Annotated in this window: 23 protein-coding genes and 2 pseudogenes; 11 read left to right on the forward strand and 14 right to left on the reverse strand. The window is 68.3% G+C overall.

Annotation, left to right across the window (positions count from 1 at the left end; translation table 11 throughout):
- Positions 1–318 precede the first annotated feature (318 nt).
- Positions 319–936 carry a TetR/AcrR family transcriptional regulator gene (locus tag OG408_RS00845; RefSeq protein WP_326667418.1) on the reverse strand — a complete coding sequence of 206 codons (618 nt, stop codon included), beginning with the start codon at positions 934–936 and terminating at the stop codon, positions 319–321.
- Between the two features lie 68 nt (positions 937–1,004).
- Here OG408_RS00845 and OG408_RS00850 point away from each other — a divergent pair, with 68 nt between their 5' ends.
- Together OG408_RS00850 and OG408_RS00855 are read left to right on the forward strand one after the other, a co-directional pair.
- The gene (locus OG408_RS00850; RefSeq protein ID WP_326667421.1) at positions 1,005–2,339 is read left to right on the forward strand and encodes an alpha/beta hydrolase; all 1,335 of its coding nucleotides are present in this window, start codon (positions 1,005–1,007) and stop codon (positions 2,337–2,339) included.
- A gap of 523 nt (positions 2,340–2,862) precedes the next feature.
- On the forward strand, positions 2,863–3,192 hold the full coding sequence (locus OG408_RS00855; RefSeq protein ID WP_326667423.1) for a hypothetical protein: 330 nt from the start codon (positions 2,863–2,865) through the stop codon (positions 3,190–3,192).
- A gap of 259 nt (positions 3,193–3,451) precedes the next feature.
- On the opposite strand, the gene OG408_RS00860 is transcribed toward OG408_RS00855, so the two are convergent.
- The 4 genes from OG408_RS00860 to OG408_RS00875 form a co-directional block, all read right to left on the reverse strand.
- The gene (locus OG408_RS00860) at positions 3,452–3,745 is read right to left on the reverse strand and encodes a DUF1330 domain-containing protein (RefSeq protein ID WP_326667424.1); all 294 of its coding nucleotides are present in this window, start codon (positions 3,743–3,745) and stop codon (positions 3,452–3,454) included.
- A gap of 219 nt (positions 3,746–3,964) precedes the next feature.
- Positions 3,965–4,837 (reverse strand): carboxylating nicotinate-nucleotide diphosphorylase, encoded by an 873-nt coding sequence (gene nadC / locus OG408_RS00865; protein WP_326667427.1) that lies wholly within the window; start codon positions 4,835–4,837, stop codon positions 3,965–3,967.
- Between the two features lie 53 nt (positions 4,838–4,890).
- Positions 4,891–5,922 carry an MFS transporter gene (locus OG408_RS00870; protein ID WP_326674441.1) on the reverse strand — a complete coding sequence of 344 codons (1,032 nt, stop codon included), beginning with the start codon at positions 5,920–5,922 and terminating at the stop codon, positions 4,891–4,893.
- Positions 5,923–6,082: 160 nt separating this feature from the next.
- Positions 6,083–6,739 (reverse strand): carboxymuconolactone decarboxylase family protein, encoded by a 657-nt coding sequence (locus OG408_RS00875; RefSeq protein WP_326667429.1) that lies wholly within the window; start codon positions 6,737–6,739, stop codon positions 6,083–6,085.
- Between the two features lie 106 nt (positions 6,740–6,845).
- Between OG408_RS00875 and OG408_RS00880 the strand changes: the two genes are divergently transcribed.
- The 3 genes from OG408_RS00880 to OG408_RS00890 all read left to right on the forward strand — a co-directional run bounded on the left by OG408_RS00880 (position 6,846) and on the right by OG408_RS00890 (position 10,431).
- Positions 6,846–7,217, forward strand: a complete 372-nt coding sequence (locus OG408_RS00880) for a winged helix-turn-helix transcriptional regulator (RefSeq protein ID WP_442805991.1) — start codon at positions 6,846–6,848, stop codon at positions 7,215–7,217.
- A gap of 751 nt (positions 7,218–7,968) precedes the next feature.
- Positions 7,969–8,529: a GNAT family N-acetyltransferase gene (locus OG408_RS00885; protein WP_285567770.1), complete on the forward strand. Its 561-nt coding sequence runs from the start codon at positions 7,969–7,971 to the stop codon at positions 8,527–8,529.
- A 345-nt stretch (positions 8,530–8,874) separates the two neighbouring features.
- On the forward strand, positions 8,875–10,431 hold the full coding sequence (locus tag OG408_RS00890; protein WP_326667435.1) for an MGH1-like glycoside hydrolase domain-containing protein: 1,557 nt from the start codon (positions 8,875–8,877) through the stop codon (positions 10,429–10,431).
- 364 nt (positions 10,432–10,795) lie between these two features.
- Here OG408_RS00890 and OG408_RS00895 read toward each other — a convergent pair whose 3' ends face one another.
- Positions 10,796–11,416 carry a TetR/AcrR family transcriptional regulator gene (locus OG408_RS00895; RefSeq protein WP_285567767.1) on the reverse strand — a complete coding sequence of 207 codons (621 nt, stop codon included), beginning with the start codon at positions 11,414–11,416 and terminating at the stop codon, positions 10,796–10,798.
- Positions 11,417–11,467: 51 nt separating this feature from the next.
- Here OG408_RS00895 and OG408_RS00900 point away from each other — a divergent pair, with 51 nt between their 5' ends.
- Complete coding sequence (locus tag OG408_RS00900) at positions 11,468–12,019, forward strand: GNAT family N-acetyltransferase (RefSeq protein ID WP_285567765.1); 552 nt, start codon at positions 11,468–11,470, stop codon at positions 12,017–12,019.
- A 417-nt stretch (positions 12,020–12,436) separates the two neighbouring features.
- On the opposite strand, the gene OG408_RS00905 is transcribed toward OG408_RS00900, so the two are convergent.
- Together OG408_RS00905 and OG408_RS00910 are read right to left on the reverse strand one after the other, a co-directional pair.
- Complete coding sequence (locus OG408_RS00905) at positions 12,437–12,922, reverse strand: hypothetical protein (protein ID WP_326667439.1); 486 nt, start codon at positions 12,920–12,922, stop codon at positions 12,437–12,439.
- Positions 12,923–13,687: 765 nt separating this feature from the next.
- Positions 13,688–14,530 carry a hypothetical protein gene (locus OG408_RS00910; RefSeq protein WP_326667441.1) on the reverse strand — a complete coding sequence of 281 codons (843 nt, stop codon included), beginning with the start codon at positions 14,528–14,530 and terminating at the stop codon, positions 13,688–13,690.
- Positions 14,531–15,055: 525 nt separating this feature from the next.
- On the opposite strand from OG408_RS00910, the gene OG408_RS00915 reads away from it, so the two are divergent.
- Positions 15,056–16,540 (forward strand): hypothetical protein, encoded by a 1,485-nt coding sequence (locus OG408_RS00915; protein ID WP_326667443.1) that lies wholly within the window; start codon positions 15,056–15,058, stop codon positions 16,538–16,540.
- 392 nt (positions 16,541–16,932) lie between these two features.
- On the opposite strand, the gene OG408_RS00920 is transcribed toward OG408_RS00915, so the two are convergent.
- Positions 16,933–17,529 carry a dihydrofolate reductase family protein gene (locus tag OG408_RS00920; protein ID WP_326667445.1) on the reverse strand — a complete coding sequence of 199 codons (597 nt, stop codon included), beginning with the start codon at positions 17,527–17,529 and terminating at the stop codon, positions 16,933–16,935.
- Positions 17,530–17,598: 69 nt separating this feature from the next.
- Between OG408_RS00920 and OG408_RS00925 the strand changes: the two genes are divergently transcribed.
- On the forward strand, positions 17,599–18,177 hold the full coding sequence (locus OG408_RS00925; RefSeq protein ID WP_326667447.1) for a TetR/AcrR family transcriptional regulator: 579 nt from the start codon (positions 17,599–17,601) through the stop codon (positions 18,175–18,177).
- Between the two features lie 264 nt (positions 18,178–18,441).
- The gene (locus tag OG408_RS00930; RefSeq protein ID WP_326667449.1) at positions 18,442–19,062 is read left to right on the forward strand and encodes a TetR/AcrR family transcriptional regulator; all 621 of its coding nucleotides are present in this window, start codon (positions 18,442–18,444) and stop codon (positions 19,060–19,062) included.
- Here the strand turns inward: OG408_RS00930 and OG408_RS00935 are convergent.
- The 3 genes and pseudogenes from OG408_RS00935 to OG408_RS00945 form a co-directional block, all read right to left on the reverse strand.
- A complete protein-coding gene (locus OG408_RS00935) occupies positions 19,043–20,401 on the reverse strand; it encodes an MATE family efflux transporter (RefSeq protein ID WP_326667451.1) in 1,359 nt (452 codons plus the stop codon). The two genes, OG408_RS00930 and OG408_RS00935, sit on opposite strands and share 20 nt — an antisense overlap.
- Positions 20,398–21,384 (reverse strand): phosphotransferase family protein, encoded by a 987-nt coding sequence (locus tag OG408_RS00940; protein WP_326667453.1) that lies wholly within the window; start codon positions 21,382–21,384, stop codon positions 20,398–20,400. Before OG408_RS00940 ends, OG408_RS00935 begins: the two co-directional genes overlap by 4 nt.
- Before the next feature lie 172 nt (positions 21,385–21,556).
- Positions 21,557–21,712, reverse strand: a pseudogene (locus OG408_RS00945) (IS5/IS1182 family transposase); the annotation flags it as partial.
- Between the two features lie 133 nt (positions 21,713–21,845).
- Here OG408_RS00945 and OG408_RS00950 point away from each other — a divergent pair.
- Together OG408_RS00950 and OG408_RS00955 are read left to right on the forward strand one after the other, a co-directional pair.
- A pseudogene (locus OG408_RS00950) lies at positions 21,846–22,152 on the forward strand (transposase); the annotation flags it as partial.
- Between the two features lie 340 nt (positions 22,153–22,492).
- Complete coding sequence (locus OG408_RS00955) at positions 22,493–23,254, forward strand: isocitrate lyase/PEP mutase family protein (protein WP_326667455.1); 762 nt, start codon at positions 22,493–22,495, stop codon at positions 23,252–23,254.
- Between the two features lie 311 nt (positions 23,255–23,565).
- On the opposite strand, the gene OG408_RS00960 is transcribed toward OG408_RS00955, so the two are convergent.
- Both OG408_RS00960 and OG408_RS00965 read right to left on the reverse strand, forming a co-directional pair.
- Positions 23,566–23,925 (reverse strand): hypothetical protein, encoded by a 360-nt coding sequence (locus tag OG408_RS00960; protein WP_326674442.1) that lies wholly within the window; start codon positions 23,923–23,925, stop codon positions 23,566–23,568.
- A gap of 297 nt (positions 23,926–24,222) precedes the next feature.
- Positions 24,223–25,482 (reverse strand): cation:proton antiporter, encoded by a 1,260-nt coding sequence (locus OG408_RS00965; RefSeq protein ID WP_285567742.1) that lies wholly within the window; start codon positions 25,480–25,482, stop codon positions 24,223–24,225.
- Positions 25,483–25,955 lie beyond the last annotated feature (473 nt).

Consider the following 25,955-nt stretch of genomic DNA (forward strand, 5'->3'; position numbering starts at 1 on the left):
GCCTCCGCCGGGAACGTACAACGTCCTCAACGAGATCAACGACCGGCACTTCGGGACGGCACCACCCAGCCGTGGTCGGGACCGCGCGTATGAGACTCAGGTCGGCGAGGCGCAATCCGCAGCAGGCGCGATCACTCCGCTGCGCATCACCGCCACGTCGCGGATCCCACGTCGCGGAACTCGTCGCCCAGGACCACCTGGAGGTGGTCGAACGCTACAAGGGCCGACCGACGCTCGCCTCGGCTTCCGCGCGCGACCTCCACGACGCGCCGCCCATCCTCCGGCGCCGCACCCGAGATCAGTTGCATAGACGTCGCTTCACGGAGCCGGGTCTGGGCATCGAAGGCCATGGAGGCCGGCGGGGGTTGCCCAGCCGCGCAGCACGGCATCGATCGTCGAGCGGAACGCGGTCTCGGCTGCGGTGCCGTCGAGGGCGCCGGCGAGTTCGAGGGTCACGAGCCCGTGCAGGGCAACCCACAACGAGACGGCGATCAGCGTGGTGTCGCCCTCGAGGATCTGATCCGCCACGGCACGGTCGATCGCCGCGACGAGCGGTCGCACCGGGTCTCGGTCGCCGACCCAGGTCGACGGTACGAAGGACTGTGCGCCACCGAACAACACCGCGTACAAGTGGCGGTGTTCGCGTCCCCAGCGGCGATACGCCACGGCCAATGCGTACAGGTCCTCCAGGGCGGCCTCGGAGCCGGGAACGGCCGTCAGGTCCTGGAACAGGCCGGCGACCGCCTGGGCGCGCACCTCGCGGATCACTCCGTCCTTGCCCCGGAACAACGTGTACACCGCAGCCGTCGACGTCCCGGCGGCGGTGGCCAGCGCGCGGACCGTGACCGACTCCTGCGGGCGGGTGGCGAACATCTCGGTCGCGCACGCGATGAGCCGCTCTCTGACGTCGGCGTCGTTCGTTCTCGGCCTTCCCATGAAAACCAGTTTACCCATGCTGATAACATCGTTTCAAAACGTCGTTCCAAAACTCTGAGGAGATCATCATGCCGTCGTCCGCCATACGCCCCTTGCGTCTTGCCGGCCGCCTGCTGGCGGCCGCCGCCGCGGTAGTAGGGCTGGCCGCCTTATTCCTCGCGCTGCTCATCGCCACCGACGGCGCGGGATCGGGGTTCGCCGCATGGTCCGTGGCCGTCGGGATCGCGGTGGTCGCGGCGATGTGGCTGACCCGCGGCCGCTCCTGGCGGGCGCGGCTGGTGCCATTCCTGCCGGTCCTCGTCGCAGCGGCCCTGACCCTGTCGGTGTGCATACCCACCGTCCCCACAACGCGCCACCACCCGTCTGCCCTGTCGTTCGTGGCCACCGAGCACTGGCGCTTGTCCACCGGCAGCAGGGTCGCGGTGTACCACTACCCGCCCGCCGGCAACAGCTCCCGGCAACGCGTCCCGCTCGTCTACCTCAACGGCGGCCCGGTGCGCGGCATCTCAGTGCTCGACCACCGCTTTCTGCAGCGGCTCGCAGGGCAGGGCTACGACGTATACGCCTACGAGCAGGCCGGTGGCGGACGGAGCGACCTGCTGCCCATGAACGAGTACTCGATCACGCGGTCCGTCCACGACCTCGGCGCCTTCGTCAGCAAACTGGGCAAGGGCCCCGCCGACGTGCTGGGATTCTCCTCGGGTGCGGTCGTGCTCACCCGCGCGCTGGCCGAACCGGCCATCGCCGACCATCTGCACCGGGCCGTCATCGCCGAGCCGGGCCCAATGGACGGCCCCACCGCCCGGATGGCCGAGCACAAGGGCCGGCCATCGGCCCGCGGCATCGCGCCGGCCATGACCGGGCCACGCTCCACACGCGTCCCGCGGTACGCCGTCGCCTTCGGCCTCATGCGGCTCGGACTGCTCAGCCCGGACAACGGGCTGGTAGGACAGGCGGAAGGCGACAACGCCTTCACCGCCGCCGATCTCGGCAGCGACACCGCGTCCGCCTACTGCGCGCGGGACGCGCACCGCATCCCGGTCGAGGACACGGAGCGGAACTTCTCGTTCAGCGCCGCCGCCAGCCTCCGCATCCAGCAAACGATCAAGGACTCCCCCTCCATCGTCCCTCAGCTAAGGCGGTCCCGGACACCCGCGATGCTGATGATCGCCGAGTGCTCCTCCCAGGTCCGGCAGTGGCAGACAACCGTCCTCGCGGACAACCCCGCCATCCAGCGGACCCAGTACATGCCCGGTGTCGGCCATCACATGTGGAACGGCCTGGATGAGAACGACCAACGAGCAGCAGCCGTCATCACCGCGTTCCTTCAGGACAAGCCCGCACCGTTGCCCGACTACCCGACCCGAGCTGACATCCCAGCCTTCCTCAGAGACCACAAGTAGGCGAGCAGGCCTTGGACGTCGCGCTCAAGCTGCAGGGACAACTCGGCAGGATCCACGGGCCAGGTCCTTACCGGTAGCAGCGGCGACACCACGCATCTGCTGGCTGGTCAACTCACGTCGTTCCCTCACCACCACGGCAGGGCACGAAGCACCCCAGGCAGCACTGGCCCGCGCACCGCCCACAGCCCGATCCGGTCAGCCTGGCACTCGACCAGTCCGGTGCACGGCCCCAGAACCTGCCGATCAGGCAGGACACCGCAAGCGGCGGGGCACGGTCGGCCGGCAGCCTCCGGTCTTCGACCGCGAGGACCACAAGGCTCAGCACGCAATCGAGTGCGGGATCACCCAGCTGAAACGGGGCCGGGCGGTGGCCAGCCCACCCGGTTCGACAAGCTCGCGGTCCGTTTCGAAACAACCGTACTCATCCCCGCGATCAACGAATGGCTGTGACCTGCCGGGGGTGTCGGTCCCGTATGTCATTCTGGCCGCGATCAGGTCAGCGGGCTGAGGGGAGACATGGGCGATGAGGGCTGCGTACTACCGGGCCGAGAGCGAGAGCGGTGACCACATCGAGGACCCGTCCGAGGACGCGCTGTTCATGCTGATCGACGACCTCAACGCCGTGGACAATACCTTCGTCGTCATCCAGCCCGACGAGGACGACCCAGTCTGGTTCACCTCGGTCGCGGTCCTGGACGAGGGGGGCTATGAGGTCGTCCGCCGCGACACCTCCCGCCCAGAACACGACGTCGCCGCCGCGACCAGCATCGACCAGATCGCCCGTGACCTCACCATCTGGATGGCCGCCCGCGACTTCCCCGGACGGCCATCCCAGCACACCGGCGACTTCTGAAACTCCCCCCTAGCCCCGCTCGCACTGACCGACCTCGACATCAACCGCTGACAGTTGATCAAGACCCAACGCAGTCAACCACCACCAGCACGAGAACCCAGGAGCCCTGCCGCACCAGCACCGTCGAGCAGAGGTTTCAAGATGGTGGATCTACGCTCCGGCCGACTCCCTGCCTGTCTGCCCTGCAGTGTGGTGCTTCATCTGCTTCATCTCCGTCGCAGTGCCTGGCGGAGCTGGACGCCAGGCCGGTCGCCGACTGTCAGTCGATGCCTTCGACGATGCGGAAGTCGCGCTCGACGCCGTCGGAGAGGGCGACCAGCGCCTCCTGGTAGGCCTCGCTCTCGCGTGCCGCGAGGGCCTGTTCAAAGCTGTCGAACTCGATCAGTACGGTGCGCTCGGCGATTCCGGCGTCCTGTGCGACGACCCGGCCGCCTCGGACGAGGAGCCGCCCGCCCCCGGCCCGGACGGCCGGACCGGCCAGTTCGTTGTAGGCCGCCAGTTTCTCAGGGTCGGAAATGGTGCGGTAGACACTGACCCAGTAGCCCTTGGGCATGGAACCTCCTGTATTCGAAGAGCACATCTGACTTCGTATTCGCGATTCGGTTCGGTCACACCCGGCGGCAGGTCGCCGGGATGATCCGGAGCGCGAGCTGGTCGGCTGCAACCCTGCGATCGACCGTCGCAGGCTCGTCCCGAATGCCGGAGCGTGCAGTCGCGTCGCAATTGCGACGCTGGGATCCTGCGATTCGACCGAGGCGGCTGACTCGGTTTCTCAGGATGGGGAGATGCTCAGAAGCATGCTCAGATCCATGGCCGGCGCGCTGTGGGTCAGCGCGCCAATGGAGACGGCATCGACACCGGTTTCCGCGACGGCGCGCAAGCCGTCCAACGTGATCGTGCCCGAGGCCTCCAACTTGATGTCTGAGTCGGGGGCCAGTTCGCGTCGAAGGCGGACGGCTTCGGCCAACTGCGGCACGGTCATGTTGTCGAGCATGATCCATGACGGCTCGGCCCGCAGCGCTTCACGGGTTTGAGCGAGCGTGGCCACCTCCACCTCGATGGCCAGGGTCTTGCCCTCCGACGCCATGTTCTTGCGGATGCTGTCGATGGCGGCAGTGACGCCGCCGGCGGCCGCGATGTGGTTTTCCTTGAGGAGCACCATGGTGCCCAGGTCCAGCCGATGATTGTGCCCTCCGCCCGCGGCGACCGCGTACTTGTCCAGTAACCGAAGTCCCGGGGCGGTCTTACGGGTATCCAGGACGCGAACAGGCAGATCGCGCACGGCGGCCACATACCGTTCGGTGAGTGTGGCGATGCCGCAAAGCCGCTGGAGAAGGTTCAGCACCGTCCGTTCGCCGGTGATGATCTGGTGTGCCGGGCCGGACACTGTCGCCAGGACGTCGTTGGCCTCAAGTCGAGTGCCGTCGGGCACCGATTCGTCGATCCGTGTCTCGTCGCCGATACGGGCGTAAACCTCGGCAGCCAGGGGCATCCCGGCAGCCAGACCCGGTTGGCGGGTGATGATGACTGCCGTCGCCCATTGTCGCGGCGCGACGCTCCATCGAGTGGTGACGTCATCAGCTGCCGCGTCTTCGGACAGCGCGAGTGTCACGATGTTGCGCGCTGCCGTGTGGGGTAACTGCATGCGGGGTCCTCAGCTTCGGGTTCGATCGGATGGGGCGTGCCGGTGATCGCGGATCAGGCGATTGCCGGTGCCGAAGACACACAGGCGTCCTCGGCTCCGACAGCGCCGGTTCCGGCGGCATCTGTGGCAAGGGCTCGTGTTTGACGGTCAATCACGGCGTAGCGGTACGACGCGTGCCTCCAGCCGGCTCCTCGATCGGGTCGGTCTCGGGCGAGCGGTGGGCATGGGCGAGTGCGAGTGCGTGGCCGGCCAGGGTCCTGATGGCCCCGCGCCGACGCCGACCAGCGCCGCCGTGGTGTAGGCGCCATCGCTCGGGAAGAGGGTGGTCGGTGCCGACGGCCACGACCGGCCACCCTTGGCGCTGCCCAGGGAGTACCCGCCGCTGCAGACCACGTAGTTGACGCTCCTGGCGCTCGACGTCTCCCTCTTGGGGTGACGGCCAGGATGAGGCCGGGCATGGCGGCCGCAAAGCTGCCGACGCCGAAGCCCAGCACTCCCCTGGCCACGAACAGTTCGGCCAGGTTGGACCGGCCGCCACAAAGAGGACGAGATCCATAACCGCCGAGGACGGCACTGCCGACCAAGAGCAAGGGCGCGTCGATCCGCATCCGAGCCCGAGGCGTGGGCGTGACTGCGCCGAACCCCAGCACGCAGAACGGAACGAGCACCAGTCCCACCACGAACATGGAACGCCACGCAGCCAGGAAAGCAATGGCGATGACGAACAGGCCGAGGCCATGGGCGGCGCGCACCCCGCCGAACTGGGTGAGCAGGCCGGCGAGGGGGTAGCCGACACCGGCTCCGATGATGGAGACCACCGAGATCAAGGCGATCGTGGCCGTAATGCGCCGCTCGGGAGAATGATCGCGGACCACGCCCATCATCAGCGCCGTGAGACCGAGTCCCACGCCTTGGGCAGTCCTGCCGACAAGCAGCAACGCCAACAGCCGCGGAAACACGGTGAGCGTGCCGCCGACCACGGAGATCGCCGGCGTGGCGAGAATCCTGGCCCGCCGGTGCGGACCGGCTCCGAGCCGGCCGAGGACGGGCGTGGCGACGGCACCTCTCAGCAGCGCGGTGGTCAGCGTCCACTGCGCGCTGTCGAGGGAGACGTGGAAGGTGGTTGGTCGCCACGCGGGTCATGAGCGGTGCCGCGAAACTGGCGACCGCCGCCACGACCAGGGCGATGACCATCAATGGGGGAAGCCAGCAGCCGCGTCTCGTAGCGCTCCTGGGCAGTGCTCATCAGTCGGTCCCGGTCGTGGCGGGGAGAAAGTCGGCGAAGCGGGGCGCGCCGGGCTCGTGCGGCACGCGCGTGGCGCGCGCGGCGAAACTGACGGCGTGGTACCAGCCGCACAGCAGAAGCAGATCGAGCAGCTGGATCTCGTCGAAGGCCGACACGAGTTGTGTCCACAGCGCGTCATCGATGTCGGAACGCTCGTGCAGTGCGTCGACGGCGAGGATGAGCAGCCGTTCCCGCTCGGACGTCCAGCACTCGTCAGCGGGGTCGCCGTGCACCAAAGATGCCGCCTGCTCGCGGGTGAGCCCGACCCGTTCGCCGAACGTCATCATGTGCACGCCCCACTCGTACTCGCAGCCGCACAGCACGCATGTCCGGTCGATGGCGATCTCGCGTTCCCTCATGGTCAGGGTCAGCTGTCGGCCCAGCTCATAGCGCCCCCATCCGTGCATGGCGCCGGCCAGCGGGAGGTTTCTTGCGAACATCCGGAACAGCCCGATCGGCGGCACGTCCCCGGGCATCATGCGCGCGAGCAGCGCGCCGGCGTCGTCGGTGTACGGCGGTTCCAGCAGGGCTATTCGCGGTACCGGCGCTTCCGTTGCGGGGAGCGCTTGGTCGATCTGTGTGGGGTGCGGCGGTCTGTGCGGTTCGCTGCGCATCATGCGGCCGGGCCTTCCTGCACCTGCCAGTGCTTCCACTGCCAGCGCTTCTATTTTCGAATCACACTATGATGCTTCGAGAAACGAAGCGCAAGGAGAAGAGGGGAACATGGGAGGCAGAACACCGCGGCCCGGCCTACCGGTGCGGGGGTCCACATCAGGCCGCCCCGTCATGGCAGCACTGGACCTGTTGGGGCGGCGCTGGACTCTGCGCATCCTGTGGGAGCTGCATCAAGCCCCGGTCGGTTTCCGCGAGTTGCAGCGCCGGTGCGAGGGCATGTCCTCCAGCGTTCTCAGCACCCGGCTCGGCGAACTGACCGACACCCGTCTGCTGACCCTGCGCGAGGACGGATATCAGCTCACCCAGCTCGGCGGGGACCTCATCGACGCCCTCCAGCCACTGACCGCATGGAGCCGGCGATGGGCAGAGGAAACGGACGCCGGTCCGGCACAAGGATCACGGCACTGCGATGATGAGTAGGCATGATGCCGGTCATGATCTCGCGGCGGGCCGTCAGGGAGTGGCCTCGTACGCCTTGAGTCAACTCACTCAGGGCGTAGGGCGCCACACCAGCGCACTGGCACGTGTTCGGACACCAAGCACAGGCGTCCTTGATCTGCACGCAGCCACTTCACAGTTTCGACGAGTCGTCGCGGTGCCGCCGGCCACGCTCCTGATCGGCACAGCTGTACCCCGCCTCGCCCGCTGCCTCGACAAGCACCCGGGCGCTCCGAACGAGGGGCTTTCGCCGGAGGTAGGCCGGAAGCTCCTTGTCCCGGCATCGACCTTCGCGTGATTTCCGCTTTTCGGACCCGCGCCCTTCGTACCCGCTGCCGAGTCCCGTGAGAGGACGCAGCCGTGACCGGTGCTCCTCGAAGTCCTGTAACTGGATCCCAGGCCGGGGATTTGTGTAACTACTGCTACTCCGGCGCCAGTTGGCCGACCACCCGCACCAAGGCTTCTACATCAGGAATGAGTTGGTCTCGCTCAGCCATGCCATTCTGCCGGAACCCCTTGAGGCGCACGCGTCGCGCGGTGCTCCGTTCCAGTTGCTCGGGATCCATGCCCCGTGACGTAGGGGCCACGGCTGCAGTCGTGACAGGTCTCCCGTCGGGCCTCAGATACCACCCAGCTCTGGAAGGCAGGTGCCGTCGGCGGGCAAACGACGGCCTCCGCATCAACCTGACCCGTACTACCGAGCGCACGTACGAGCCCGTGCGAGGATCTCGACGTGAACGATCTACGCTTCCGCCTCGCCGAGGCAACCGACCTTGCCACTCTCGTCCGACTTCGTGACGAGGCCGCCCACTGGATGCTTGCCCGAGGCATCACCGGCCAGTGGCAGCCCGGTCAGCTCGACGAGGATCATTTCCGCAGGGTCATGACCGGTGGTGAGATCTGGATCGCCGAGGCTGATGACCGTGTGGCCGGTGCGTGGGAGGTGTGGTGGGAGGACGTGGATGCCTGGGGAGCGCAGCCACCGGTGGCCGGCTACGTGCACCGGCTGATGGTCGACCGCAGCAACACCCAGCCGGGGACGGGACGGCTCCTGCTGCGGGCCGCGGAGCGCCGTATCGCTGCGGCCGGGCGGGCGTTCGTACGTTTGGACTGTTTGGCCGGCAACGCACGTCTGAACTCCTACTACCAGGACGCCGGCTACCAAGTCGTCGGCCACAAGGCCGGCAAGCCCCAGCCGGGTGGTGAACCCAAGTCGTTCACGCTTCTGGAGAAAGCATGCGGACCGGCCGCGGGTGGCCAGCGACCGCGGCCCGAGGAAGTAGACCTGCACTGAAGACGTTCACGACGGTAGAGGTCGGTTTGGGGCTCCGACAAAGGCGTGGGGCGTCGTGGCGGTGGGTGATGTGGCATGACGTGGCCCAGCGAGGCTTCGTGGATGTCGTCGCATCGTTCCCATCCGAATCCGGAGACGTCGGAAGCCGTGGGGCGCCGACAACCGTCCACGGCCGATGCCGGTCGTGGACGGCGGCCCCTGCTACGCATGGTCGCTCCCTTCAGGAAGAGAGACGACGACCCGCCACTCCAGTAACAGCGTTCACGCAACTCATTGACAGCACCATCCGCGCAGGGAACCATCCCCCCTTGAAGGCGGTTGACAACGTTGTCCAACGGAGGCTTCATGGGTTCGCATGAGCAGCAGAGTGGACTGTCGCGACGGCAGTTGATCCGGGCCGGCACTGTGGCGGGGCTGACCGCGGCAGGAGCGGCGGCCGGTTCGCCCGGTTTCGCTGCGCCCCGGAGCGCAGCGGGCGGGCGGCCCGCCATCGAGTTCGGCGGCGGCCAGGACCCGCTGCTGGGCGGGGCGTACCGGTCGGCGCTGAAGAACCTGCTGGACATCAACACAGTGCCCTACGATCCTGCGCAGTACAACCAGACAGGACTGATGACCGACTCCCCCGGCACGTTCATCCGGGCCGGCGGGGGTTATGAGCAGCCGTGGACCCGGGATGCGTCGGTCAACTCGTGGAACGCCGCCAGCCTGCTGTCGCCCGACGTTGCCCGCAACACCCTGTGGGCGGTGTGCCGTCGGCAGGACGACGGCTCGCTGATCGTCCAGCAGGACAACCAGTGGTGGGACCAGATCGTGTGGGCGGTCGCCGCCTGGCAGCACTATCTGACCACCGGGGACCGGGAGTTCCTCAACGACGCCTACCAGGCCGCCGCCAACACCCTGCGAGCCGACCGGTCCCAGCACTTCAACGAGAAGTACGGGCTGTTCGAGGGACCGGCGTTCCTCCAGGACGGTATCGCCGGTTACCCGAGCCCGCCCTACGACCCGGGCAACACCTCTTCGTTCGTCCTCGATCACCCGGGTACGGACAAGATGATGTGTCTGTCCACCAACTGCCTCTTCCACGCGGGGTATCTGGCCTGCGCCGAGATGGCGGACGAGACCGGTGACCGGCGCTCGGCGGCCGGCTTCCGGGTGGCTGCCGCACGGCTGCGCACCGCGATCAACACCCGTATCCGGCGGCCCGGCACCGGTGGTTACGGATACTTCATCCACGGCACGGGCGAACGGGCAGGCCGGTTGGAGACGTACCAGGAGGCCAACGGGCTCGCGTTCGCCGTGCTGTGCGGGGTGGCATCGCCTCACGAGGTGCGTGCACTGCTCGGCGCCACCCATCACGAGCCGCATGGCGTCGTGAACGTCTGGCCGCACTTCTCCCGCTTCGACGACGCCCATCCGGGGCGGCACAACGTGATCGTGTGGCCCATGACAGTCGGCATGTGGGGGCATGCGGCAGCGATCGGCGGCCGCATCGATCTGCTGGCGCAGGCGGTGACAGACATCGCCTCCCTGGAGCACCGCGACGGCCGCTTCTGGGAGATCCACAACGCCCGCACCGGCGCGGTGGACGGGGGCTGGCAGACCGGGCACCAATGGGACTCGCAGCCGGACCAGACCTGGTCGGCCACGGGCTACCTGCGTCTGATCCACCAGGGCGTGTTCGGCATCACCCACGAACGGGACCGCCTGCGGTTCGCTCCGAGCCTGCCGCCCGGCTGGGGCCCGGTCACCTTGAGCGGCCTGCCCTACCGCAGGGCGACGCTCGACATCACCCTCACCGGAGCCGGTCACCGCGTCGCCTCGTCCACGGTCGACGGCCGTCGCCGCACCACCGTGCCATCCGACCTGGAGGGGCGGCACCAGGTACACATCGAGCTGACCTGAGAGCGGCTGCACCCGACATCGATCGTGTGCACGCGTAGCGCGCACACAACCGCAGTGCCGTAGGCGGTGTCTGATGGGACGTCCGAGTGGACGACGAAAAAGCGGTCCAGGCCGACGACGCGCAGAGTACGGGTGTGGGGCATGCGGCAGCGATCGGCGGCCGCACCACTGTCGAGGAAATCTTGCGCGCCGACGTCCCGGCCTCACACCTCTCTCCCGCGCTCTTCCCTCCGCTCCCCCGTCCTCGGCCGAGCTGCCTCTGGATGCGCCGCCACCGTCTGCCAGGCCATGGACATTCGCCAAGGGGTCGAGATCACGCCGCCGGTCATGAGTCCGGAGCCGTGACACCGATCGCGGCCGGCCGTCAGGATTGCGCAGATCGCCCTTCGTTGACGTGGTCCGGGGCGGCCAGCGCTTCCAGGTAGGCGTCGAGGAGCTGGACCTGCCGCTGCGGCGGGAACACGGTCGGGGCGAACAGTGCCTGAACGACCAGGCCGAGAACAAACGACTGAGCCCCGGCCGCGACGTCCGCGGCGTTGCCCGGTGGCAGTTCGCCGAGGTCCTGGGCCGCGGCCACCCGATCGGTCAGTCTGTCGCGGCTCAGTGCGTACTTGCGGGCATGGTCGGCACTCAGATCGGGGTCGGCAAGCGCGGCATCCCAGGAGGACACCCAGATCCGGTTGCCGTCAGTGGCCTCGGGAGTCATCGGCAGGATGTCCAGCAGCGCATTCCTGAGGGCGGCCAAGCCCCTCCCCGAGTCCCGGCGAGGGCGGGAGAGCGTGCGTTGTTCGAGCAGGTCGAGGGCGTACTCCACCAGGGCCCGTTTGGTCGGGAAGTAGTGCGTGAGAAGGCCGGTGGTCGCACCGAGCTCGGCGGCGACGGCGCGCAGAGTCAGGCCGGCGAAGCCGCGGGCGGCCATCACCTGCCAGACAGCTTCGGAGACATCGCGTCTGCGTGCCTCGTGATCTCCCTTGGTGCGTGGCATAGCACCACGGTACATTCTCACAACACTTGTTATGCGAATGGGGAGGTCCTCATGTTCTCGTTGCCGCTGCGCGACGACGCCCACCTCGGCCCGCTGGAGGTCTGGCACGCCCAAGAGTTCGCCGAGCACCTCGACCGGGCGCGTGAGCACATCCGTCCTTGGGTCGGGCCGTCCTTCGTCACCGACGACCTGGCCGGCGCGCGCGCCACACTCCAGCGGTATGCGGGATTCCAGGCGAGCGACGGTGCCCGCCTGTACGGCATCCGGCTGAATGGTTTGCTGGTCGGTGGCGTGATGTTCACCAGCTTCGACGCCGCCTTCGGCTCGTGCGAGGTCGGCTGCTGGCTGGAGCCTTCCGCCGAGGGCCACGGTGTGGTCACGCAAGCATGCCGCGCGCTGCTGGACTGGGCGTTCACCGTGCGGGGACTGCATCGGGCAGAGTGGCACTGCCGGGCCGACAACGACCGCAGTGCGGCGGTGGCCAAGCGGCTCGGCATGACGCTCGAGGGTGTGCGACGCGAAGCATGGCCCTATGAGGGCAGGCGCTACGACAAGCAGGTCTGGGCTGTCCTCGCTCCCGAATGGCGAGACTTGGAACGATGACCGGAACCGGCCTGGCCCGACGGTCATGCCGTCTGCCTGATCGGCGAACAACTGGAGACTCTTCGCAGGTCAGCGCGTGAACCGGTCTCCCCGGGGCCGCCCGCCGCACATGGGCGGCCCCGAATCGGCGTGGATGGAAACCATCAGCCATGCCAGCAGGTCGAGAACGAGGAGCCGAGGCGCTTCAGCGCAGTCCCTCGTTACACCGACGTGTGAACAGACGCGTCTCAGGACGGACTGCCCACGCTGACCGTCCCCATAAACGGCCGCACACGCCGGGCATGCTCAGTGCTGTCGCGACCGTCGAACCATTCGCCGACGGGCACCTGATGGCGATCCTGGCCCCTTGTCGAGCACGACGACGAACCGACCATGTCCGGAGAACAGCACATCCTCCAACAGTGCGCCTCGGCCTGGTCAGCGTTCGGATTCATTGGCTGATGCCCCGCCGTCACCAGCCGACCAGTTCGCCACAGCCACCTCGTCCTTGCGCAATCCCCACGACGGGGGGCCACCGGGCCCGGCCAGCACCTCCAACGTGAAGGGCGCATAGTCGTTGCGGCTCTCGCGCACCGTGAACCCTGCCGAGACCAGAATCGCCGTGATCGCCGCAAGCATCGCCTCCAACACGACTTGTTGATGGGAGAGCACAGGATCGTCCAGGAGGTTGTGCTTCACCGCCCGGAGCACACAGTTCTGCAGTCGTGCGCTGGATCTCCAGGCCACGGAAACCCCGCCCGCGTCGTCATCGAACGGGTCGATGGTGACCTCAATGCCTTGTGACAGCACCGTATACAGCCCTGGCGCGACGACCGGCAAGGCGGCGGCCACCAGTTCGTCCCGCACCCGGGCCGCGATGCGCTCACGCTCGGCCAGAACCTCAGCATCCACCTTCTCCAGCATCCCGGCACCCTACCGAGGGCTGCTCACGCCGATCAGAGAGCCCCTGCCCATGACCGACACCAGCAGCACCCTCTCCCCCATTGCCCGAGCCCAGCCGCGACCTCCTGTGCGGCTCTGGACGAGGCAATCGCGCTGACGCACAAGCTCCCGCACATCCCACGCGCCTAAACGATGTCGTCCCGCTCGCCAAGGCCCAGCGACTCGCCCGCGAAGCCCGCCGGCGGCTCACGAGCATGAGCATCCTGAACACGGCAAGTTCGACCGAAGCTCGTTCACGGCGCCTACCGGGTATTGCCCTCGTCGAGATGAACCTCAGGGAGGCGTCACAGAACAGCCGTCTCGCTGGCTGCAGAAGCTGCATCTCAACCGTTTGGACGTGGACTGGCACGTGTTCCGCCTTCCCCCCGCCAGTAGTAGGAGGCTGAACGTCGAACGGCGAGTCTGCTTCATCGCCGCCTCTGCGGTGTCCCGCCCTTCGGTGATCTCCACTCTCACGGCCGTCATCGTGGCGTAGCTGTCGCCGGACTCGCAGTCGTGACCTACCTGAACATCCCCGATCCATCTCCCGAGGACCTCGCCGACAGGCTGCGCCGGACGAGCAGCAGGTCGCCAGGGCCGGTTCCCGCTCGTGCGATGGGTGCTCGCCCCGCGTACGACGTGGCAGGCGCGGCTCCCCCACCGAATTGGATGGGGGCATGTACGCCCGGACTGCCTGCGGGTAGTTGGATCTTGACGAGTCCGGCGGCCTGGCATTCCGACCGGGGCTCAGGCTTCCAGGGTCGCCCTCTCCTCGGGCGCCCCCGTGCGGTGGGGCGGCACACCCTCCGCTCTCTGAAGGAGGACGTCGTTGCCGTCGGCTCGAATGCTCGCGACGAGCCTTTGGAGTTCAGCCAGAGTGTCCTCGTTGAGGAGCGAAGGGTCCGTCTCAAGCATCAAGGCAACCTGCTCCCCGATGCGCTGGGGTGTGAGATCGTCTGTCGCCTCCACCTCAACCGGGCCGTTCTCTCCCTCGTCCACGACCCTGGCGTTGCGCAGCAGCCGCAGCTGCCCGTCGCTGTAGATCCTGGCCGCCACCGCCGCGGCGAACCGCTGTCGCGCCTCTGCGCCGCTCATGACCTTTCGCCGATCCCGCGGAACGGTGATGGCGTCCTGCAGATCTCCCATCGCCTCTGCGCGGCGGTCGCTGACGCGGCTTCGCACGCTGGCCCATTTCGTCTTCACGGACGGGAGCGCCTGGCCGTTCCACTTCGTCCTCATCGCCGGAAACGCTTGTTCGGACCACCACTTCTTGACGTGGGGCGCGGCCTTCTCCGCCACTTTGAGACCGATTTGGAAGATGACCTCTGCCAGGAACTCCGCGTTCTCTCGACGCTCCTGCTCCAGGGCCTCCGATGCGTGTTGGTCGGAGTCGGGCCAACCGTGCGGGCACTCCACCACCGGGTCCGGCCCGTTCTCCTCCTTCAAGAAGATCTCGGCATGCCCCAGCTCGTTGTCGGGGTCGCGTGTCATACCGCGACGAGCACCTGCGGTCTTGCTCGACTGCAGAAGACGCGCGCCCTTCGGGACTCTGATGGTGGCGTCGAGCTCGTCGTACTCGCTGTTGTCCATGCCCCCGCCTTCGGCTTGTGGCCACCGCCCCGCGCATACCGTGAGCGAGCCGCTGAATACTCTACGTCCGGTCATCCGACGGCTCACCCCATACGGACCGATAGCCTGGGTCAGCAGCAGCTGCTGAGTCCTCACGAGGCCACCGGCGCCGGTGTTCCTCGGCAGCCCGTCAGGCAGACCGTGGACGTGCACTTACGAAACCAGGCGTCCGCGCCCGACCACCCACCACAACTGCCCGCCCGCGTCGCCCCCCTACAGATCATTCGGGCTTGAAGTTGCTCGTGGTGGTTTTCGGGAGGGGTGAGGCGAGCGGCTCCGCACACTCCGCGCGTCCGCCACCTTCCTGCCGCGCGGTGCTCCTCGGGCGCCCCTGCGACACGGCGGTGACGGCGAACTGTTTGTATCAGCGCGTTGATGACGCTTTCGTATCTGCACGAGCGCCACCCGATCCGCGGTGGCGCGCCGGCACCAGGGGTGGGATCAGCGTTGAGGAATACGTCAGGAAGACGCAGCAGACTGACGACAGTGCTGCTGGCGGGCGCGCTGGCCGGGTCGGCGCTGACGGCGGTTCCCGGTACCGCGTCCGCGGACCAAGGGACCGTTGCGGGGGCCGTGGTGCAGTCGGGCCCGGGTATGGAGCTGTCGGCCGCGTCGTTCACCCAGATGACGGTGGACGAGGCCAGCCAGCGCGTGTGGATCGCGGGCGACCGGGTCTATCCGGACGGGTCACGGGACGGCGAGCTGGTCGGACTGCTCTACGGGGGCGCCGGGCCCGCCGTCGCGAGCGCCCACATGGCTGCTCCCCTGTCCGGCGTAGCGGTGGAGCCGGACGGCTCGAAGGTCTACGCCGGGCAGTCGGACCACATCGCGAGCTACTCCCACTCCAGTGGTTACTTGTACCCCCTCGACCCGGTTCCGGCGCCGGCCGACGGCTGTGGGCGGGAGCTGGTGCACACCGGCGGGCGCCTGTTCTTCACCAGCCGGCCGTCCGCGTCGCCCGAGGGTTGCGTCGATGGTCTGGGCAGTATCGGCGTCGCCGCGACGGCCGACGGCGGCGAGGCCGAACAGGTCATGTACTCGAGCTCTCCCGTCCATCTCGAGGCAGGGCCCGGAGGTCTGCTGGTGACCGCTCCAGAGCGTTCATCCCCGACCGACGACCCCGACCTGGGGATCTACCGGGTGACTGACGGGGCGGACGAGGCGGACGGGAACCTGCTGGAGTTCCTGGGCGAGCGCCGGTTCGCCGAGGACGGCACCGGCCGGGGCATGGACTTCCGGGACGCCGACTTCTCCGCGGACGGCTCCGTCCTCGCGGTGGCCGACGGGGTCCGCGGAACCGTACTGCTCTCCAGTCAGGACGCCCGCTTCCTGGAGAACCACTACGCGCCGTTGCCGGAGGGTGTGACGCCCACGGCCGTCGCCTTCAGCCCGGACGGCAAGTGGTTCGCCCAGGGCGGCGCGGCATCGGGCGATGCAGCCGACCTGACCCTGGCCTTCGCCGACCCGTCGGTCGACCGCCAGCCGTTGCGCATCAGCTTCGAGGACGAGGCCGCGGGCCAACGCGTCGTCCCCCGGGGCATGGAGTTCTCCGGGAACGGAGAACAGCTCTTCGTCGTGACGTCCAACCAGGAGGGCACGAAGTTCTGGCTGCACACGATTCAGACCCGAGAGGCCCTGGCTCCGTCGCGCTTCGTGGATGTGACGCACGGCCCGGCCGTCGCCGGAGAACCTTTCAGGGTGACGGGACGACTGGACCTGGACGGACTGGCACCTACCGAGGCGCCCCGGATCACGGTCCAGCGGCTGAACGGCTCGGAGGTCGCCGACCTGCCGCCGGTCCCGGTCGCCGAGGACGGGACGTTCGTCCTGGAGGACGTCCTGCCGGGCCAGGCCGGGAACGTGCAGTACATAATCGGCTATGCGGGTGACGACGTGCACTACCTCTCGGAGCACTGGCTTGTGGTGGACACGGTCGAGGCATCGAGCACAGTGAACCGAAGCAGCCGATAGCCGGTAGCCGGGCCGCCGCGCGGCGGACTTCCTCGCGGCGGCCTTGCGGGTCTTGTCGAAGGTGACCGGCCCCGGCCGGTGTCCGAGGTGTTCGTACGGTCATCATCGGCACGATCCGCTCCGGACCGGGCCGGGCCGGAACCGTCGACAGGGCCTTCTCCCGTTCGGCCGATGTCCAGGCACTGTCCGCCGCGCAGTGACGAAAATCGGAGGCCGCCTCGGCGTTCACCGCTCCAGGCTTTCCGCAGTTCCGGGCCGGCCGTCCTCATCCCTCGGCAAAAAACCCCGGAAGACCCTGGCGCGGCCGAGGGGCGTCACCCTGCAAGGAAGGTCGCTCTCGGGCATGCGAGGCGTGCCATTTCCTGTCGTCCACCCGCTGAATCGGAATCCGCCTAACGGCGGGTGAGGTGAGTGAGGGTGACTCCGTTGGGGAAGGCGGTGCGTTCGGCGACGTCGAAGACGGTGGGGTCGAAAGAGCCGTCGACCACCGCGACTCCGGTTCCAGCGATGACCGGATACGTCTTGATCAGGAGCTCGTCGATCTCGGACACCAGGGCACCCGCGAGCCGGCCGCCCCCGCAGAGCCAGATGTCCAGGCCGGCGGCCGCCTCCTCGCTCTTGAGTTCGCGGACCAGGCCGAGCGGGTCGCCCGGCACAACGGTGACGGCTGGGTCGGTGTCCGGTGCGAGCGTGCTGGACACGACGTACTGGCGCAGGTGTCCGTACGGGCTGGTGATCCCGTTGTCGAGGGCCGGACGGTAGGTGCCCAGGCCCATGACGACGGTGTCGAATCGTCGGTTGGGCGCGTCGGCGACTCCCACGGCCTCGCGATATGCGGTGGGGATCGTCTCCGGGTACAGCGCGTTCACCCAGGTCGAGTAGGCGGCGGCCTGCCTCTCGTCTCCCTGGGGAAAGAAGTCGAACTCACCACTGGGCCCGGCGATCCGACCGTCGAGCGAGATTCCGATGTAGTACACGAGCTTTCGCAAAGCGTTCCCCCACACGTAGTACTGTACTTGTAGTGGTTCGAACGTAGTACTACACCTGGAGTGGTGTCAATGGTGAGACGGAACGATCAGCGGCGCGCAACCCTCGTTGACGCGGCAATCGAAGTACTCGCCCGGGAAGGCGCACGCGGCCTGACCTTCCGGGCCGTGGATGCCCAAGCCGGTGTGCCCGCCGGCACAGCGTCCAACTACTTCGCCAACCGTGACGACCTGTTCACTCAGGCCGGCGCACGCGTGTACGAGCGGCTCCAGCCCGACGAGGCCACGATCGCCCGCCAGCAGGCGGCCGGCCGTGACCGGGAGGCCTACGCGAAGCTGATGCGCGAACTGGTCGGCCGCGTCGCCTCCTTCCGCAACGGTTATCTCGCGCTGCTGGAACTCCGTCTGGAAGCCACCCGCCGCCCCGAACTGCGCAAGGTCCTCACCGAGCGCGTCCGAGCCGACGTGGACGCCAACGTCGCCTATCACGAGGCGTCCGGCCTCCCCGGCGACACCACGGCGGTCAAGTTGCTCATGCTGACGCTGAATTGGCTGATCGTGGAACAGCTCACCCTGCCGGACGTCTTCACGGAGGCCGAGCGCGAACAGCTGGTGACGGCCGCAGTGGAGCGCATCGTGGCTCCGCATTAGCCTCCCGGACCCAGCCCGGCTCGAAAGCAGCTGCGGTGGAAGTCAGCACCGGCTCCGGATCTCCGTACCGGAGGTTCACCCCGCCTCCGCCGTTCGGACAGGAGGTGGGCGAGCCGTGGGCCGATGGTCGTCGTCGCGGCGGGCTGCCGTAGGCAAGAGCAGGAGTCGGGCGGACGCGCAGAGGGCGGCGGATCACGTCGGCCGGTAGCACGCTGAGGCAGCGCCGAAAGGCCTTCTGATCACTGCCGCTGCGATGATGGAGGCATGTCTGATGGGGAAGTCAAGGTGCCGGCGTCTTCGCGCGGGTACGCAAAGGGGCGGGCGCGCCGTGAGCAGATCGTGACGACGGCCGGCGAGGTGTATGCGGACGTGGGCTATCACGGCGCTTCACTGCGGGAGATCGCCAAGCGCGCCGGCATCAGCCACGTGGGCCTCCACTACTACTTCCCCAGCCGTGAAGCGCTGTTGGCGGCGGTGCTGGAGCGCCGGGACGAGGAGGACACCGCACGGCTCGGACCGAAGGAGTACTCCCCCACTGCGGCGGTGCAGCATCTGGTCGATCTGGCCGATCACAACGCCCGGCATGCGGGGATTGTGGAGCTGTACGCGCGTCTCGCGGCGGAGGCCTTCTCCGAGGATCATCCCGCGCACCAGTACTTCACGGATCACTACAGGACGACGCGGGAGTATGTGCACTCCGCGTTGCGGGAACTGGCGGATCAGGGGGCGCTGCGGGAGGGTGTCGATCCCCGTGCGGCGGCGACCGGGTTCGTGGCACTGATGGACGGGCTGCAGGTGCAGTGGCTGGCAAGTCCCGATGAGGTGGACATGGCCGGGGTGCTGCGTGCCCATGTGGAACTGCTCCTCAAGGAGCCTTCCGCGTAGTTGCGTGCAGGCGCCGCAGGAGCAGGAGGGCGACTGCCGCGGTGGCGACTTCACCGGCTGCCAGGGCGGTCCAGACGCCTGTGGTGCCCAGTCGGCCGAGTGTGGCGATCAGGGGCACCTTGATCAGGAGCAGGGTGCCGATGGAGATGAGGTACGCGGGTGCCGGGCGCCCCAGTGACTGGGCGTATGCCGCTACCAGGGGGCCGATTCCGGCGACGGTGAGACCGATCGCGATGATCGGCAGTGCCTGCCCGGCGGCGGTGACGGTGTCGGCATCATTGAGGAACAGGCCGGCCAGGGGTCTGGCCAGAGCGGCCAGGGCGGCGGCGGTGAGCAGTCCGTACAGCACTGAGGCGATCAGCGAGTAGTTGCGGGCTTTGAGTGCGCGGCCGGGCAGGCCGCGGCCGGTGTTGTAGCCGACGATGGGCTGCAGCCCCTGGCTGATGCCGGTGTGCGGCATCATCACGAAGGTCTGCAGGCGGGCGCAGACGGCGTAGGCGGCGAGCGCGGTGGCCGATCCGGCGGCCGCGAGGGTGGCGTTGACGAGAACCGCCAGGAGTGTGACGCCGGTGCCGGCGAGGAACGAGGGCAGGCCGACACCCAGCAGTGCTCGCAGCGTCGGTCCGTGGGGCAGGAGGTCCTGTGGGCCGATGCGGTAGGGGCGGCGCCTTTGTACGAGGAAGAACCACAGGCTCATCGCCGCGGACACTGCCTGGCCGCCGACGGTGCCGAGCGCGGCGCCCCGTACACCCATGTCGAATCCGAAGATGAGCAGTGGGTCCAGGGTGATCTGTACGGCGACGGGCACGAGCCACAGCAGGGTTGAGAACCCCATGCGGCCTTCGGCTCGCACCAGGCTGGAGAAGCCGGTGGACACCAGGGCGCCGCACAGGAGCACCACGGCGTAGGGGCGGGCGGTCGCGCCCAGTTCGCCGGTGGCTCCGAGCAGGGTGAGCAGCGGGTCCAGGAAGGCCAGGCCGAGCGCGGTGGTGGCTGCGGCGCAGGCCCAGAAGAGGGCGAAGGAGTTGCCCGCCGCGCGGGCGGCGGCCCGGTGGTCTCCGGTGCCCAGGGCGCGGGAGATCAGGGAGGCGCCGCCCGCGCCGACGGTGGTGGACACCGCGCCCAGGAGCAGCAGGAGCGGGGCGACCAGGTTGACCGCGGCCATGGCGTCGTCGCCCACGCCGCGGCCGACGAACCAGGCGTTGGTGAGGGCGTAGACGCCGTACACGCCGACTGCGGCGGTGGTCTGGGTGCAGGCGCGCCACAGCAGCCGGCCTATCGGGTCGGTGCCGAGCCGGGTCGTGTGGTCGGTTACGGGAACCGCTTGCGCGGAGGTCACCGGCGGGTGCGGCCGAGCAGAGCCATGGCCTCGTCGAGGCGGGGGCGCGCCCAGTCGTACTGCTCGGTGTCGGTGTGCCCGCGGTACACGGTTTCGATGACCATGATCAGTGCCAGGTAGAGGCAGTACAGGCGGCGGCGTGTCTGCTCGGTTCCGGTCAGCTCGCCGTGTCCGTAGCCGTGCATGAAGGGTGCCGGGTCACCGAAGGCGGCCATCTGGGAGCCGGTGAAGCCGGCCTCGATCAAGGGGTCGCCGTAGAAGGCGCGTTCGTGGTCGATGATGCAGATGATCTTGCCGTCGCGGACCATGACGTTGCTGGCCCACAGGTCCCACTCCACCAGACGGGCTTCGGTGACCTCGTCGAGGCTGTCGGTGTGTGCGGCAATGGCCGCGCGCACGGTGTCGTACTCCCAGCCGATGTCGACGCCACGGCGCTCGCCGTCGACGAGCACGTTCTCGATCATCGTGGTGAACGCCTGCCGCCAGGTGGCATGGCCAGGTCCGGCCAGCGGCCCGAAGTGCGGACCGCGGACGGAGTTGATCTCCCGGTTGAACGCGCCGAGCTGCGCCATCAGGTCATCTCGCTCGGCCGCGGGAAGCGACTCGGCGATGATGCCGAGGTTGTCGGCGTCTATGTACGGCATGAAGAAGTAGTCGGCGTCGCACAGCTCGCGGCTCCGGTCGGCGAAGTCGACGGCGGGGACCGGCACGGCGGTCCGTGTTCGCAGCAGGTCCAGCGTGGTGAGTTCGATCGGCATGGCGCCGTGCTCGTAGGTCATCACCTCCACAGCGGGCGGCGGGGCGATCTTCAGGACGACTTCGGCGCCGTCGCGCAGGCGGATGCGGTAGGCGACGTTGAACCACCCGTGCCCCAGCTCACTCGCCCATCCGTCCCCGGCCGGGACCTGCCCGGCTCCGTAGGCACGCTCGATCATGGCGCGCAGCACCTCGGGAGACTGCCTGTTCTTGGTGATGCTCTCCATGATCATTCCTTCGTTGATGGCGAGTCGGTGGCGTCTCCGCGAGAGAAGGGACAAGACCCCCGACGCGCGGTCGGCCGCGAGCGTCACAAATACTTACCACGTGGTAGAAATTCTTCGCCAGGGGGTGGGAGCAGGTTCTCGCACCGGCCTGCGAGGTGAACGACGGATGCGGGGACTCGGCGCCCTTGCGGGCGATGCGATGGCGCACTCCACGACAGCGGAGCCATCGGCACAGATGGCCGCAGTCGTAGCCCCTGTCCGCGTGCAGTTTCGTCGGCCGTCGGCGTCGCGGCCCGCTGCGTGATCGGATGGGCGGAACACCGCGCAGCGGCCGCTCCGACCCCTTCCCTGACTGGTGCGACATGGCCGGCCAACAGTCGGCGGGGGGGCGGATGACCCGCCTGCGCCGTCGCAGCGCAGCGCGGGCCCGCCCCCTTCCGGGAAGAGATTCCGGGACGAGATCAAGACCTGACGTAGGCTCGGAGCGAGGGTTCGATGTCGGTGACGGCAGCCCCTTCCCGACCGCCGGCCTGGCCGCCTGTGCCGGACTCGCCCCACGACCCGCGGTTCCCGCCGCTCGATCCGCGGCGAGCAACCACCCCGACGCGGAAACAAGCAGCTCGAACGGGCCCTCTCCCTCGCCGCGTTCACTTCCCTGGGCGACCCGACATCGCGGACTCACTACGACAAGGGATCGCCCAGGGAAGGCACCGCACACAGGCCTCGCTCTGCCTCGCCAGACGGCGGGCCGACGGCCTCGTCGCGATGGAATTCTCCATGAGTCCCGTCCCGCCGCAGCGACTTGAGACCCTCTCGTCCTGCGGACAGGTGCGGGATCAGCTTCGGAGATGGGGCCCGGGAGTCCGAGCACATGAGACTCATCCACCGTTGGCTCGCCGGCGAGGTGGTCAACAACGCCGTTGACATCGAGGTGACCGGCCGCTCAGCCCACGCACTGGCACGGGAACGCAGCCGATCAGCCGGGCAGGGGCGCCGAACGTACAGCGCGGATCTGACGAAGACCGAGTGGCGGGAGATCCGTCCGGCGCCGAGGAGGTGGACGGGGAGATCACGTTGTCTGTGGCCATCCGGGGGTAGCGTGCTCGCCATGGACCTGCGCACCACCGTTGAGCGCGCTCAACGCCTCAATCAGCTGCACGCCGAGTACAAGCCGCTCGTACTGCCGACCGTGTGGGACGTCTGGTCAGCGCGGACGGCATCCGATGCCGGGTTCTCCGCGCTGACCATCGGCAGTCATCCGCTCGCCGACTCCCGAGGGGCCGACGACCACGAGGGGCAGACCTTCGAGGAGGTACTCGCTGCCGTCAGACAGATCGTCGCGTCGGTCGACGTCCCGGTCTCGGTCGATTTGGAGGCCGGGTACGGACAGGAGCCCGCGGACCTCATCGCCGGACTTATCGAGGCCGGCGGCGTTGGGCTGAACATCGAGGACACCGTCCACTCCGACGGCGGCCGCGTGCGCAGCACGCAGGAGCACGCACAGTACATTGCCGGCCTGCGCGCGGCGGCCGACGACGCGGGGGTTCCTGTCTGGGTCAACGGACGCACCGACCTCTTCCTGCACGCGGAACGCCCTTCGGACGTCCTCGACGAGGCGGTCGAGCGGTTGCGGGCCATGGAGCAGGCGGGCGCCGACAGCGTCTACCCCGTGCGCATTCAGGACGACGACGATCTGCTCACCGCCGTGACCGGGGCCGTGACCATTCCCGTGAACTCCACGGCTCATCCCGTGAAGCACGATCTCGAGCGCTTCCGGCGTCTCGGTGTAGGCCGGATCACCTACGGCCCGCTGCTGCAGTTCGCCATGACCGATGCGATGAAGGACATGCTCGCGCCGTGGGCTCCCTGAAGAGTTGAGCGTGCGACGGGGCGCCTTGAAGAAGAGGTGCCCCGTCGCACCGGCGGTGGCTGCCCGGTCGCTCCACCTGACTGACGGGGTCAACAGTTGACGCCCCCCGCCGGGACTGTCCCAAGTTCTGCGCTTCTCTTCTGTGACGTCAGCGGCTACACCCGACTCCGGAGGAGTCCGTGTCCGGTGTCCGCAGGTCAGACCAGGGAGCAGCCTCCCGAACGAGGCGTTCCTGCTCCCCTTGACAGAAGTCGAACCAGACCATCACCCGTGAGTGGAGCCACTCGCCCTTCTGGCGACCAGTCATCCCTCTACGATCCCTCGGCGCCGGCGTCCTGGGCTCGCGCCGCAGCTGCGGCCTCCAGCAGGGACCAGCCGTCGACCTCCACCGGCTGCCGCTCCTCCGGTTGCCAGCCACGGGCCAGCACCACATCGAGCAGGGCCCGAACGGCACCCGGCTCGTGCAGGTTCAGGTCCGGCCCGCGGATGAAGCCCACGTCCCCCGAGCCCAGGGGCGCCCCGCCAGGAACGTATCGGCCGGGGCCCTCCACAAAGACAATGCGCAACCGGCCACAGGTGCCGGCCGGCTGGGGGGACAGGGTGAGGGTCTGGCGGCAGTCCACGGACCGCCCATCCTGGTCCTTTCGGTGGCTATGACGCACTGTCCACATGTACACACGTCCGTCGGCGACCAACCGGCGGGGCTTCTTCGAAGAGCGAGGCACACAGTCGAGGCTACGCGGCCTGACCCGCAAGACATCCCCCGGGCCGGAATGCGGTCGGCTCCCCCGCCCAGGGCTCAAGTCTCGGCGCGTTCCCGCATCAGGTGCTGAACGGTCACGATTACCCGGTCGGCCTCGTACACACCCCTGCCGAGAGGCAGGACGAGGCGACTCCCGGTGACCTGAGGTACGCAGCGGGTCCCCGCCTCCATGCCTCGGCCCGGAACTCGCTCGCCGAGACCCGCGCTATGCCCGCGGACTCCGGGAACCCTGCTGGTCCAGGTACCTGATCACAGGCGTGGCGGTCACGCCGTGCAGGAGCACCGAGGCGAGGACCGTGAACGCCGCAACCGCCCACAGCTCGTCGGCGTACCTGCTGAACGGCCCCTCTCCCAGCGCGTACGCGAGATAGAAGAGCGATCCGATCCCCCGGATGCCGAACAGGGCCGTGACCGCTCGCTCGCGCCGCCCGACCGGAAACCCCAGTTGGGCGGCAGCACCGGCGAGCGGGCGGATCACGATGATGAGGACGATTCCCAGGAGAACTTCGCGTGGACCGAGGACCGACAGTCCGTCGGCAACCAGGTAGCCGCCGAGGAGAAAGAGCAGCACGGCGGTCAGCAGTCGCTCGATCTGTTCACTGAAGCCGTGCAGCACTTGGTGGTATCCGTGGCTGCGTTCGGCGGTCCGGATGGTGCAGGCCGCGACGAACACCGCGAGGAAGCCGTATCCGTGTACCAACTCGGTGACCCCGTAGGCGGTGAACGTGGCGCCGAGGGCCGTGAATCCTTCCATCTGGTGCGAGAGGCGCACGTGTGGGGAGCGGAAGAACAGCCAGCCGAGCAGACGGCCGACGGCCACTCCCGCGATCAGCCCGACGGCTGCTCGCAGCAGTACGTCGACCAGCAGCCAGTGACCGATCCAGTCCGCGGACCAGCCATCACCGGCCGCGGTCGCCAGCGCTATGGCGGCGAGTACGAACGGCAGGGCCAGGCCGTCGTTGAGACCGGCCTCGGACGTCAGCGTGAACCGCACCTCCTCCTCGTCCTCCTCGTCCTCGCCGCTCGTGGGCTCCCCGACCCGTACTTCGGCGGCCAGCACAGGATCGGTGGGCGACAGCGCCGCCGCGAGCAGCAGGGCCACCGCCGGGGGCCAGTCCATGAGCCACCAGCCCAGGACCCCCATGGCGGCGATGGTGAGCGGAAGGGCAACACCCACGAAACGCCAGGCTCCTGCCCACGCACGCCAACCGAACGGCCTGTCGATCGCCAGACCCGCGCCCATCAGCGACACGATCACGCAGACCTCCGTCGCATGCTCGACCCAGACCCGGTCACGTACGGGGTCCACGACGGGCACGCCCAGCGGCAGCAGGACCGCCGCGGCGCCCGCGATCAGGAACACCATCGGAAGGGAGAACGGACGCCGGTGCACCACCGGGGGGAGGACTGCGGCCAGGAGGATACCAATGCCTGCTGCCACGTATATGCCGTGCGCCAACGTCATCCAGTCCCCGGGCCTTCTGTCGTTTCGGGCCGCAATCAACCGCACGCGAAAAGCGCGCTGACTGAGATTGCGGCAGGAGTTACATCCGGTACCCCGCCGCTCGGCACCCACGCACGCTCCACGGGATGTCCTCCCCGAAGCGGATGGATCTCCTCCGACTGCGCGGCACGCACTCACTGCTCGACAGCAGCCCTCGGACCAAAGTCCACCAGCACGGTCAACCAGTCGTGACGGCCTCGATGGACAACGCCACCATGTCCACCGTGAGCTCGGCGGTGCGGATGCTGTCCAGCATGGCCCGCGAGGATCTCATCACCGTTGCGCATCGGATCCCGTGATGCACGGTCGCCGATCGGCGAACCGGTCCCGAAGGACTCCGTGGCCCCGTACGCCCGCACGAAGGTGTGGCCGACCGCGAGATCTCCTGTGTCTCGGCCGCGCCGACCTTACGTGTGCCGAGCCGCGAGCGCGCT

The organism is Streptomyces sp. NBC_01257 (assembly GCF_035917255.1).
Taxonomy (GTDB): Bacteria; Actinomycetota; Actinomycetes; order Streptomycetales; family Streptomycetaceae; genus Streptomyces.